General features: G+C 38.4%; 16 protein-coding genes and 1 pseudogene. 16 read left to right on the top strand and 1 reads right to left on the bottom strand.

What is annotated here, in order from left to right; genetic code table 11:
• Nucleotides 1–29: 29 nt before the first annotated feature.
• From AC58QC_RS15155 to AC58QC_RS15085, 15 genes are all read left to right on the top strand, one after another.
• Nucleotides 30–452, top strand: coding sequence for a MarR family winged helix-turn-helix transcriptional regulator (locus tag AC58QC_RS15155; protein WP_497415958.1), 423 nt, complete (start codon nucleotides 30–32; stop codon nucleotides 450–452).
• A 52-nt stretch (nucleotides 453–504) separates the two neighbouring features.
• Nucleotides 505–1,110 (top strand): pentapeptide repeat-containing protein, encoded by a 606-nt coding sequence (locus tag AC58QC_RS15150; protein ID WP_497415957.1) that lies wholly within the window; start codon nucleotides 505–507, stop codon nucleotides 1,108–1,110.
• Nucleotides 1,111–1,407: 297 nt separating this feature from the next.
• Nucleotides 1,408–1,707: a hypothetical protein gene (locus tag AC58QC_RS15145; RefSeq protein ID WP_497415956.1), complete on the top strand. Its 300-nt coding sequence runs from the start codon at nucleotides 1,408–1,410 to the stop codon at nucleotides 1,705–1,707.
• A gap of 192 nt (nucleotides 1,708–1,899) precedes the next feature.
• A complete protein-coding gene (locus tag AC58QC_RS15140; protein WP_497415955.1) occupies nucleotides 1,900–2,226 on the top strand; it encodes a YciI family protein in 327 nt (108 codons plus the stop codon).
• 109 nt (nucleotides 2,227–2,335) lie between these two features.
• Nucleotides 2,336–2,749 carry a hypothetical protein gene (locus AC58QC_RS15135; protein ID WP_497415954.1) on the top strand — a complete coding sequence of 138 codons (414 nt, stop codon included), beginning with the start codon at nucleotides 2,336–2,338 and terminating at the stop codon, nucleotides 2,747–2,749.
• An 80-nt stretch (nucleotides 2,750–2,829) separates the two neighbouring features.
• Complete coding sequence (locus AC58QC_RS15130; protein WP_497416158.1) at nucleotides 2,830–3,213, top strand: VOC family protein; 384 nt, start codon at nucleotides 2,830–2,832, stop codon at nucleotides 3,211–3,213.
• 446 nt (nucleotides 3,214–3,659) lie between these two features.
• Complete coding sequence (locus AC58QC_RS15125; protein ID WP_497415953.1) at nucleotides 3,660–4,172, top strand: VanZ family protein; 513 nt, start codon at nucleotides 3,660–3,662, stop codon at nucleotides 4,170–4,172.
• Between the two features lie 220 nt (nucleotides 4,173–4,392).
• Nucleotides 4,393–4,665, top strand: coding sequence for a YjcN family protein (locus AC58QC_RS15120; protein ID WP_497415952.1), 273 nt, complete (start codon nucleotides 4,393–4,395; stop codon nucleotides 4,663–4,665).
• A 110-nt stretch (nucleotides 4,666–4,775) separates the two neighbouring features.
• A complete protein-coding gene (locus tag AC58QC_RS15115; RefSeq protein ID WP_497416157.1) occupies nucleotides 4,776–4,955 on the top strand; it encodes a DUF2691 family protein in 180 nt (59 codons plus the stop codon).
• Nucleotides 4,956–5,118: 163 nt separating this feature from the next.
• Nucleotides 5,119–6,030 carry an acetamidase/formamidase family protein gene (locus AC58QC_RS15110; RefSeq protein WP_497415951.1) on the top strand — a complete coding sequence of 304 codons (912 nt, stop codon included), beginning with the start codon at nucleotides 5,119–5,121 and terminating at the stop codon, nucleotides 6,028–6,030.
• A gap of 154 nt (nucleotides 6,031–6,184) precedes the next feature.
• Nucleotides 6,185–7,015, top strand: coding sequence for a putative protein N(5)-glutamine methyltransferase (locus AC58QC_RS15105; protein WP_497415950.1), 831 nt, complete (start codon nucleotides 6,185–6,187; stop codon nucleotides 7,013–7,015).
• Between the two features lie 440 nt (nucleotides 7,016–7,455).
• Complete coding sequence (locus AC58QC_RS15100; protein ID WP_497415949.1) at nucleotides 7,456–7,854, top strand: alpha/beta fold hydrolase; 399 nt, start codon at nucleotides 7,456–7,458, stop codon at nucleotides 7,852–7,854.
• A gap of 42 nt (nucleotides 7,855–7,896) precedes the next feature.
• Nucleotides 7,897–8,376, top strand: coding sequence for a YbaK/EbsC family protein (locus AC58QC_RS15095; protein WP_497415948.1), 480 nt, complete (start codon nucleotides 7,897–7,899; stop codon nucleotides 8,374–8,376).
• 337 nt (nucleotides 8,377–8,713) lie between these two features.
• Entirely contained in the window at nucleotides 8,714–9,256 is a 543-nt protein-coding gene (locus AC58QC_RS15090) for a GNAT family N-acetyltransferase (protein WP_497415947.1), read from the top strand.
• Nucleotides 9,257–9,629: 373 nt separating this feature from the next.
• Nucleotides 9,630–10,187, top strand: coding sequence for a hypothetical protein (locus AC58QC_RS15085; protein ID WP_497415946.1), 558 nt, complete (start codon nucleotides 9,630–9,632; stop codon nucleotides 10,185–10,187).
• Nucleotides 10,188–10,469: 282 nt separating this feature from the next.
• Here the strand turns inward: AC58QC_RS15085 and AC58QC_RS15080 are convergent.
• Nucleotides 10,470–10,694 (bottom strand): annotated as a pseudogene (locus tag AC58QC_RS15080) (TIGR03943 family putative permease subunit); the annotation flags it as partial.
• Nucleotides 10,695–10,931: 237 nt separating this feature from the next.
• On the opposite strand from AC58QC_RS15080, the gene AC58QC_RS15075 reads away from it, so the two are divergent.
• Entirely contained in the window at nucleotides 10,932–11,408 is a 477-nt protein-coding gene (locus AC58QC_RS15075) for a UPF0158 family protein (RefSeq protein ID WP_497415945.1), read from the top strand.
• The last annotated feature ends 205 nt before the right edge of the window (nucleotides 11,409–11,613 follow it).

Below are 11,613 nucleotides of genomic sequence, written 5' to 3'. Positions count from 1 at the left end.
TATATTCTTTCATGGGATGTGATTACAAAATGGATTTTCTCGAAAATATTGCTGTCTTAATTCATGATGTCAAATTAGATATATCTATGCGCATGGCTAAAAATTTAGCTCCGTATGATATTACGCCTGAACAAGCTTTTATAATTGTTTTGCTCAATGAACGGGATGGGTTGTCTCAAGGTGAAATTGCTATCGCTTTAAGAAAAGATAAATCAAGCATCACTCGGATGATAATGAGCCTTGAAAATAAAGGTCTAATGCACAGAATTACTAGTAGTTATGACCGTCGTTACTTTAAAGTATCTTTAACAGATAAAGGTAAGAACTTAGCTACAAATGTAATACCTTGTATTTCAGGAACTATTGATGTACTTGAAACAGGTTTTTCACTTGAAGAAATGAATGAATTACGCAGGCTTCTAATTAAGATGCGCGATAATGTGAAAAAATGATTTGCGAACACCCAATAGTTGATGTGTCAACTATTAGATGAGGAGGAGTATCATGTTTGAGCATATCAATCAAAATTATGAAGGAGTAGACTTTTGCAATCAAGATTTGAGGTATGGCGAGCTTATCAGTTGCACTTTTCATCGTTGCACATTTGCTAACGGATCGTTAGAAGAGATTACAACGAGGAACTGCCGTTTCGTTGAATGTAATTTTCGGGGCGCCTCGTTAAATAGCTCCGTTCATATGGAATCCGCGTTTGAGAATTGTAACTTTACCGAAGCAAATCTATTTGTCTCAAAATTTGAAAAATGTAAAATGACGGGTTCAGATTTTTCCAGTGCCAAAATGGATGGGATCACTATATTCCAAGGGGATTGGTCTTATACGAATTTGAGAAGTGCCAGATTGGTTAAGCAAGATTTACGTGGAATCAAATTTTTTGAATCTGATTTAACTGAAGCCAATTTAGAAAGAGCCGACTTAAGAAATTGTGATCTTACGAGAGCAATGCTAGCAAAAGCGAAATTACAGGGAGCTGATGTAAGGGGAGCTAAAATGGATGGTGTGGATTTCAAATCTATCACACTCAAGGGGTTACGAATGGATACAGAGCAAGCAGTGTTGTTTTCACTCTCGCATGGAGCCAAAATGAATTGATGAATGTACCAGCGTTGATTCAATGGGGCATTGACTCTTTCGCTTAGCTACGACTCCCTCCATATTCCGCTTCTTAATCACGTCCAACAGCGCCTTTCCCGTGCCCTCTATTGTAAGCACGGATTGGAACGACTTTGACACACCACCATACACGTCCTCCAGGATCCACTGGCGTCGTATAACGGAAGCATGATCTATGAGGGGCAAGAAAAAAGATATTTAACTAAGGTTAAGCTAGGTAATGGGGTAGTATGACAATTAGTACGGAGAACCTGCACCGAATAGGAGATTGATGACATGGCTTTCGGAATATCCAGACATGAACTGAATGAATGGAAAAGCAAATGCTCACAGGGAGAAATTGCCTTTTTGACGCATTATTGGGTAGAGCCTCGCTTTCCAGGAGTGAAGACGATCACTAAGGTGGGCTGCAGTGATCTAGAACGATTGAAGGAATGGTGCTTGGCGAATGGTTTAAATCCAGTTTACATACATCTTCGTGATGAATATCCACATTACGACCTAATAGGGAACAAGCAGATTGAAATCTTAAAGAGAGAACATTTGACTGAGCATCTGCTCAGATTCAAACTTTAGTGATATAACCTAAAAAGGCTGCCGACAACATAGACAACATAGAACGGTAGCCTTCTCAACTAACCGCCAGAAGATTACTAAATGAATGTGATAAAAGTTCGTCTTGCTTGCATTACGAATGGGATCTGAGGAATAATTAATATTGACTGTTATGATTTGAATTACAAATTTAGGTTATGGAGGTTTTCGTAAATGTCGGAAAACACCGCAAATTACAAACCGGGAAAACTGCACTTTATGTTATGGTCTACTCCGCCAAGAACAACTTTTCATCAGGATATGACCGTAGAAGAACGAAACGTCATGCACCAACACATTGCCTATTGGACGGATAAACAGAATCTGGGGATTGCTCTGGTTTTCGGACCGGTTCTAAAACCGAACGATCCTCATGGACTCGCCATCATTGAGATTGATAATGCAAACCAAGTCTATCAACTCATCGCAGAAGATCCAGCCGTTATCGCTGGAATCATGACTATGGACTTTTATCCGATGATGGCAACTTTACCGAAATAATACCTCTTACTCTGGTTGTAACTTTTATGAATAACCTAACGAGGAACTATAGTCTAGGATCTGCTTCGCGGCAGATCCTTTTTTGCTCATTCAAGAAACGGGGGTATACATGATACGAACAAGTTTTATGAATCGGGCTGCGTTGTCCTCTTTCTTATTAACGCTCGTTGTAATTGGCTGTAATACTAATGACACTTATTCAACATTCATAGAGGGTCAAATAAGTGAAGTTTTGCCGAACGGTGTAGTTGTCGATTGCTCCGACGAGGTAAATAAAGGGGTAAGAGGAAAAATTAATTCTATCGGATATAACTGTCTCGTCCAGTTCAAAGAGGATACGAAATTCATAGATGATAAAGGGGACTTACTAACGAAGAATGATTACATTAGTTCTCACACGGTGAAAGTTACCCTTGAAACACCTGAAAAAATAAGGAGATGGCAATCTACCGAAGAATCGAAACGTTCCGTTCTTAAGGCTAGTGAGATTGTTTTAGTACCGTCCAAATTGATGCAGAATTAGACTTTTTACAAGCAGATAATGTCGATCATATGTGAACGGACTGACAAAATAAACGCAGAAACCCCTCGTCATTTTATTGGATAGAAAAAACGATCCAATTTTATACGGATGTTTTGGGCATGCAATCAAGCAACATTTTCCCGAAAAATCCCTTTCACGGGCGGCATGCTTTCATTAAGCCAGGGGCAACTGCCGAAACTTGGGGGCTACATTTCTTCGAGCTCGCTGAGGCGCAAATTCATTCGCATCCCGAAGCGCTGCAGCGCCTAACCTTTATTCCAGGTGCTTTGCAGCATATTGCTTTTGCTCTTCAGGATGAGGCTGCCAGTCTACTAATGAGGAGCAGGTTGGAGGAATTCAGTGTGGAAATGACCGTACTGATGAGCAATGGACCGACAAGAAGTTTCGGATTTTTCGATAACAACGGCATTCAATTGGAAGCAATATGGCCTAAGCATCAATAATATTTCGGAGACTGTTAAGAAAATAATTACACAAACCTATTCAGTACAGAGAAGCGACAGTGATGGAGCCTGATTCGTGGAAGGTTCTTTTGTTATTCATTCAAGTTATGTGTCATGAATTGCAATGTAAAAATTTAGTCATTATAAATAGAACCTCATCATGGAGTTGACTCATGCGATTAGTAAGAAGAATTAGTATCGTTAACCCATGTACTGGTTCGTACGCTCCCTCGAGAAACGTTAGTTGAAAAATAATGGAGTAGTTTGCCGCGCGGGCAACTACTCTTTTTTATTGAAATAATGGACAGTTTAGTGTTCCAAAGGTTCTAAAATCGCGTACTGGGTACATTCTTGATTCAGAAGTATGAAATTTAAGGAAAATTTTATAAATACCCCACTTTTTATTAAACAGTTTTCCTTATCCTTATTAGAAGAGGTAAGGAGGAGTGAGGACGAAAACAATGAATCTAACGAAATTAATGAATCGCCTTGTGGTGCCAGGAATGTTTGCCTTATACATGCTTACCTTATGTAGAGTCATTTTATTTAAGTACGGCTCGATTGATATAGACTTTCTTTGGCATCGGCTGCAGAAAAATATGGAAAATCCTGAATATAGTATGCACCGAATGCAGTATGGTAATTTTATTCCGCTTAAAACAATTTCCGATACCTTTGTAAGTCCGTCAAGTCATGAAGTAATCAATTTGGTCGGGAATATCTTGGCATTCATGCCGTATGGAATTTTTCTTTTATTATTGTCTAAAAGCAAAACGATTTCGCTAATTGGAGTATTTATCCAATCACTGGGAATGAGCTTACTCTTGGAATGCTTGCAGGTCTATTTTTCCATTGGAAATTTTGATGTGGATGATCTGATCCTGAATACCTCTGGAGGCCTACTCGGGTACTGTGTTTTTATGTTGTATGGCAAGTATGTAGGAATTAAACAATTGTAAGGCTCTCGTCTTAAGTCATTAAGCTAACGAGAAACGAAAGCACAATAACAAATAAGGATGCCGGCATTTTCGGCACCCTGTTCAATTAACGAAGGTAATATGAACTGTTTTCAAGAAAATTGAAACTACTCCTTATGTTTAACGTCAGTTTAAATAGACATTAAATGGTTTCCTCTCGGTGATCGTTTTTTTTTAAAACTTAAACATGGAGTTGATAATGGTGAGCAAAAAAGGGCGTGTAATTTTCATAACAATTTTAGGACTAGTTTTACTATTTTGCTTTTTTCCTTCTCCTACAGCAAATATTGAAGTAAGAAAACACATCTTTCTTACTGGACATCCATTACTTGCTGTTACAACTGAATTGAAAAATCAAGGAAAAAGGGGATCCGAAGGATACTTGTTCTATGCTAGAGATCTAAGTTCGAGTTATATTTATGTTAAACAAACAAGATTAGGATGGACTTTCGATAAATCAGGGACAGGCCCTTAAAAAGATGTTCTTCTCACGATTTCTATTTATTTGCTTTCATAAAGGGGAGCCACTTTTCCCTGAAGAAGTGTATGGTATGGATGGCGTAATTCTTAAAGGAATCATAGAAAATAACGAACATTATTTGTCAGCTCGTACTCTTAATTGTTGATAGTACATACGTCTCGATCTATTGCAAAGATAAAAATTTAATTGAAAGTCTGTATCATAACGTAACATTAAATGGATACGAAAATGTCCATTTCGTTACAGATGAAAATGACGAGCGAACGAGGCTGATGGCATACTGATCCGGCGGCCTCGTTAAGCTAACGGGCAGCATAGTTGAATAAAACTATGAGTCCATTTATATAAACAGCTTTACTACGCCCGACTTCTCGCTGGTTTGCTGGGTAGGAAATTTATAAAAGTTGTCGAAACTATAGACTATCCAATTGACAAGGAGGAGTAGCCATGATTCATCAGTTCATACCTCAACTTTATTTTAATACGATAGGCCAGCATCCACCTATATTGACGATTCGGGATGGGGATACGGTCATTACGACGACAGTCGATGCGAGAGGCTGGGACAACAACGGCGAAAGCGCAGCTGCTCGCGGGAATCCAATGACAGGACCTTTCTATGTAGAAGAAGCGATGCCCGGTGATACGCTAGCGGTTCAATTCGAATCAATCACTCCGAACCGCGATTGGGCTTGGACAACCAACATGCTTGCCCCAGCAGTTATCGAACCATATGTTGCTGCTGCATTGCCGGCATCGGACATCGTACGCTGGACGGTTGATGTTCCACAGGGGGTTGCTTTTCTCAAGGAGCCAACTGCGGGGCTAGCTGAATTGAAGCTGCCTTTGCGTCCTTTCCTAGGCTGTTTTGGTGTAGCGCCTTCCAATGGTCAGTTCATCTCAACTGCAACAAGCGGCGAGTATGGCGGTAACATGGACTATAAAGGACTGGTCGCAGGATCTACAGTTTATTTTCCGGTGTATTCCAAAGGTGCATTGTTTTATTTGGGTGATGGTCATGCCTTGCAAGGCGATGGAGAAATCACCGGTACAGGGCTCGAAATATCTATGGATGTTCGGTTCACAGTTAGCGTTCAAAAAGGCAAAATGATAGGCTGGCCAAGAGGTGAAACCGACACGCATTGGTTTTGTATCGGCAATGGACGGCCGCTTGACCAGGCGCTTCAACATGCAACGACCGAGATGTTTCGGCTGCTGCAGGAAGATTTCGGCTTAACGTCTTCGGAAGCCAGCTTGTTGCTGGGACAAGCAGTGGAATATGAAATTGCCAACATGTTTAACCCCGCCTACAGCGTAGTTTGCAAGCTGCCGAAATCGGTTTTATCGGAATTAAGCTAAACGGAAAACGATAGTTAAATAATACAAGCTGCCTGCATATTGGGCGGCATGTTCAAGTAAACGGATAGTTTAACTATTAATTATTTTCTACAAACATAGAGCAAGGAGTGATAGGTATAATGAAGGTAATATCCCATGAAAAGTAGGATGATTAGTGAATTATTATGACCCTAATGAAAGTGCTATTTATTCGCAAATCGTTAGCGAGCTTCGTGATGCCGGTTGTGTTTTTGCTGAAGATGAGGCTCGGCTGCTGATTTCTGCTACACAGACTCTTGATGAACTCGTGATCTTGGTGGAGAGAAGAGTCGCCGGTGTGCCTCTCGAACACCTAATCGGATGGGTGGAGTTCTGTGATTTGCGGATTAAGGTGGATCCAGGAGTCTTTATACCACGCCATCGTACTGAGTTTCTTGCCCGACAGGCGGTCGCTCTCGCTAAGCAAGGTGACGTAGTGGTTGACATGTGCTGCGGCACCGGTGCCTTGGGTGCTGCTTTACTCGCTAACTCGGAACGTATTGAATTGCACGCTGTCGATATTGACCCTGCAGCGGTGCATTTCGCTCGTCGTAATATCCATTCCGGTGAAGGGTTCGTGTATGAAGGGGATCTCTACGAACCGCTACCCGAACAGCTTCACAACCGCATTAATATCCTCATAGCTAATGCCCCTTACGTACCTACCGAGGCAATTAAACTACTTCCACAGGAAGCACGATTCCATGAGGCACGTATTGCACTAGATGGCGGTGCGGACGGACTTGACGTTCTAGGGAGAATTGTAGCTGCAGCACCTCTCTGGCTTGTAGAGGACGGCTACCTACTAGTCGAAACTAGTGCTCGGCAGGCTCCGTTGACCGTAGAACTCTTTGCTCAATACGGACTACTCCCGAAAATAATCGAATCCGAAGAACAGGACGCCACAGTGATCATCGGAACACGAGCAGATCACGCTTGTGTCGCAAAGACAAAAAATTTCGGGTGACAAGAACTTGATCCCATTCCCGACAAAGCCAGTTCAAAAGCTTTTTTGTTCAGCTAACGAGGAACGATACCACAAAAACAACAGGCTGCCAGCTTACTGGGCAGCCTATTGGTGTAATGGGTAGAAATGTTCAACTAGGATCTAAATAAATCCAAGGACATATATAATCAACATTTCCTTTGACATAGTTCAACTTAAAAATTAGTATTTGATTATGTTTAGTAATTTATGGATATATAAATGATCGCACTAACTAATTAATGGGAGATCAAGATGGTTAATAGTATAATTAAAATTAGAGGAAAAAACCTTTATGTAGAAGTTTTAGGCGAGGAAGGATCGCGGCTTATGAACTTAATAAAAGCGGGAGAGAAGACCTTTCCGAATATTATTTAAATGCACTTAGAGAAGAGTCTGACTATAAAGAAGTTAACCATATCATGGGTAAAGCATTTAGCGACTTAGGTGATGATGGCCCCGTTTTTTGGTATGGCGATGATAAGCAAGTAATCAATAGAATTGTTGGTGCCAGTTCCGAGACATTGGATCTTTGGAAAAAATCAAATAATACAAGAAGTAAACTGATGAAGAATTGGAGAATGTATGATTCTATCTTTTCAAGAATTTCTACAGTTGATAAACCCACAATACTCATTAAAGGGTTACATGATCCGATAACGTGTGAAGAACAAATTAACGGGTATAAAGAGAAATTTATAAATAATTGTATTGAGATGTTTAATGAAAGTGGGCACTACGTGAGAGTTGAAGAACCAGATAAATATGCAGAAGTTGTTACGCAATTTATTTTCAATAGTCGGAAAGCATTGTTACCCTAACGGATAACGAGAGCACAATAAAGATCAACGGAGGGAGTCACTTTGACAAGTCATCTAAAGGAAAGTGCACAACGGTTTCAAAATAATTTGTTAGATTTGGGATATGCCAATATAGTTGTAGAATTACCAGATAGCGCACGAACTGCTCAGGAAGCTGCAGTTGCAATCGGTTGTGAGGTCGCACAAATTGCTAAATCGATTATTTTCCGACTTGAAAATTCAGATAACCCGCTACTAGTTGTTGCCAGCGGGATTAATCGTGTGAATGAAAAACAACTTTCCAAACAATTAAATGACAAACTAGGGAAAGCTGATGCAGATTTTGTACGTGAACGTACAGGATTTGTAATTGGCGGAGTCGCACCGCTAGGGCATAAAGAAACCGTAGTGACAATAGTCGACGAAGACCTTTTCAGATTCAACACAATATGGGCTGCAGCAGGGCATCCTAATGCTGTTTTTGAATTAACACCATATGAATTAGTAAAAATGACACAGGGGAAAGTTATGGCCGTAAAATAACGTCCGATGTTAATCTAACCGAGGCAGCAGCCCTGCCGGAGGACAAGAACATATATCCATTTGAAGTCGCAATTTTGCGGCTTTTTTCTTTCTAAGGATATAAGTTATTGTCATTTGCTTAGGACAAGAACTTATATCCTTTCCCGAATTAAGAATAGATCATTTATCCTTTGCCGCGGACTAAAATAGAGGAGAAGAGTGTGTCATTAAGCTAACGGGCAGCATAGTTCAATCACTTCGCGAATACGCCAAGTATGGTATTTTTGTGAAGTTCGTACAATAAACTTTAGACGAAAGTAATGTAGATCTCATTAAATAATACTAAGGAGAGATAATTATGTTTTCTTATATTATCAGTGAAGAGATTGCACTAAAGTTAATAGAAGTAAGACATGCCGAAATCATATTTAACGAAATTGAGAATAACAGGACCTATCTTAGTAAGTTTAATTCATGGGTTAACAAAATTAAAACTGTCGAGGATCAAAAGGCTTTTATTGAATCTGAACTTAAGAAGTTTGCCGACAATAAAGGACTATATTGTGGGATATTTTTTCAGGATAGATTCATTGGAGAAATAATCATACATAACATTGATTGGCTTAACAAAAAAACATCATTAGGATATTGGATAATCAATGATTTCCAAGGGAAAGGAATAATGACAATTACCTGTAAAGAAATAACCAATTACATTTTTAAAGAATTACAATTAAATAAGGTTGAAATAAGAACTCGAACAGGTAACTATAGAAGTCAGGGAATTCCCAAAAGACTTGGGTACAGAAGAGATGGGATCCTAAGATCTGAAGAGTGTGAAAATGGATCATATTATGATCATATTGTTTATTCAATGATAAGATCGGAATGGAAAAACTAAATGATTAAACTAACGGATAACGATAGTTAAACGAAGAGAAGGTAGTCGATCAAAGTGGATCAGCTGCCTACCTTTTATAACGTTCATAAACTTTCTATAATTCACCATAAGTATCATAACTTCTGCATTGCTTTGGTAATTATTTCGTCAAACTTTGAATTGCTACCATCGCCAAAATATTATCCGTTCGGTGACACTAACATAGTGTTATCGGCAAAGGCGCAGTCCCCGCCATAACCCTGACCAAGTTAAATAAGCTATTAAGTTTATTACGAAAAAGAATGTAGAACATCTTTTTACTAAAAATATTGAGAGTCATAAGCATGAATTACAAAAGATTATTGAATTCAATAAATTTGATTTTCAAAGGAAATTGCAAGATTTTAATTTGTATACTACAAAAAAACATGAAAATTATCAAAAAACATATCATCTAATAACATTAGCAATTGGAAAAACTAAACCTATACTTAATTTCCTTCCAGTACAATATTATCTTTCATTATCAACGAAAGGTCTCCAATATATACTTTTAAAAAATAAAGCCCAAGAACACTTAATAGAAATGTATTTAGCAGATTGGGATCATAACAAAATTAATCTAGTTAATTCATTAATTGGTTATATGAAGTTAAATGAATTGAATGATGCCAAATCGACATTAGTTGAAGCAAACAAAGAGTATTTTCTTAATAAGATTTATCTATCAGACAAGGTCTGTGAAGTCTGTGAAGAATTAATTAATGGTATTGATAGTCTAATTGACGATGTTTATACACTTATTATTTATTTTTATGATAATGAAAATGCTGTATTGGAAGCAGCTGAAACCGGAAGGAATGAATGTATTGATACTTTGAATAAATTAGATAAATGCATTTTAGAGCTTAGAGGAAAAATGGTGGAAGAAATTGGTGTAGGATATTACTAGTCAGCTAGACCTGGGGGGGAGTGCTGCTATTATTGTCGCGTGACAAGAACATATATGCATATAGAAAATGTCGAATGACACGAACAATGTCCGAAAGCAGACAAGTTAATAAGAACCGATAATCGCAAAGATTCCTATCTGTTATGGAAGTTATCTCCGGATAGACTAGTTATTACTATTGCTCAAAAGAAAGAAAATTTAAAAATGACCGAAAATCCTTTTAAGTATAAGGAATTCCGGTCATTTTTTTATCAAACAAAGTTAATATTAGATTCAATCCAACTACTTCAGCACTTTAAGCGGTTCGAAATTCGGATAAACATAAGGTGAGCTGGGCGCAGCAATTTTCTCGATTTTGGTGGCAGCAATTGTGAAAATATCATTGCCATTATAGTTCCCATTCTCAATCGTCCCTGTTACTTTGACCCACATGTCCTTCTGATACGATTGAGCTGATGGAAAGTCAATCAGTACGCCATATGGTGAAGCATCTGCTGAGCAACAGCCTAGTGCAAAGCGGCCTTAATAAAAAACAGTTCGCTGCAAGAGTTGAAAAGCGATGTGATGTTCTTCGAATCCAGTTTCTGGCATCCATCTTGACTGTCTAATTTGTAAGCTTCACTATCGCGTTTGTTAAACGATATGGGAGCATTAGAGCAGTTCTATTTTATGGATGGGGGATAGGTAGTTTTGTTTGTTTCTTTGGATATGATGTTTGTATATATGGAAAAGGAGCAAAGGCATATGAAGAGTAACAAATCAGTAAAGATAGATGATTTAATCAGTGAAATTGAACTTCAAATTGATGATGCTTTTACTTATATAAACACTAAGACAGGCGAAGTTATTACATTAATGAGAGAAGAAATTGGGGCTGCTGAAGATGAAGAGCCTCTCGAAAAATTCCCTGTATGGCAAAGGGAGAATATTGAAAAAGCAATTAGAATCATTGAGGATGAAGTTGGTGTTTACGTCGACTTCACATTAAGAAACGAATTCAATGAATATGAAATCATTGAGGAGTTTATTCTGAGTATAAAGGATCAGAGGATTCGAGAAGAATTGTATGAAGCCATTCAAGGAAGAGGAGCTTTTCGGAGATTTAAAGATGGATTATTAGAACACGGTGTCGATAAACAATGGTACAAGTATAGAGAAAATAAGATTAAAGAATTAGTAATTGACTGGTGTAAAGAGCACGACATTGAGATCCAAAGTTAATATTGGTTTTTATCAATCCCGAAAGACTAAAAGCAGAAAATCTAAGATGTCCTCGATCTATACAGTGTGATTCTACGGATTGTCTATGGGAAAAATAGCATTCGTCCATCCTTTTTCAATCAAAAATCGAATATTTTTGTGATGACAATGGTTATATGCTTTATAAATTCAGTTAAAAAACGGCATTACGTTGGGCTCTGAGAAG

Source organism: Paenibacillus sp. J22P51 (genome assembly GCF_059692215.1).
This window is presented reverse-complemented; position numbering and strand designations above follow the sequence as displayed.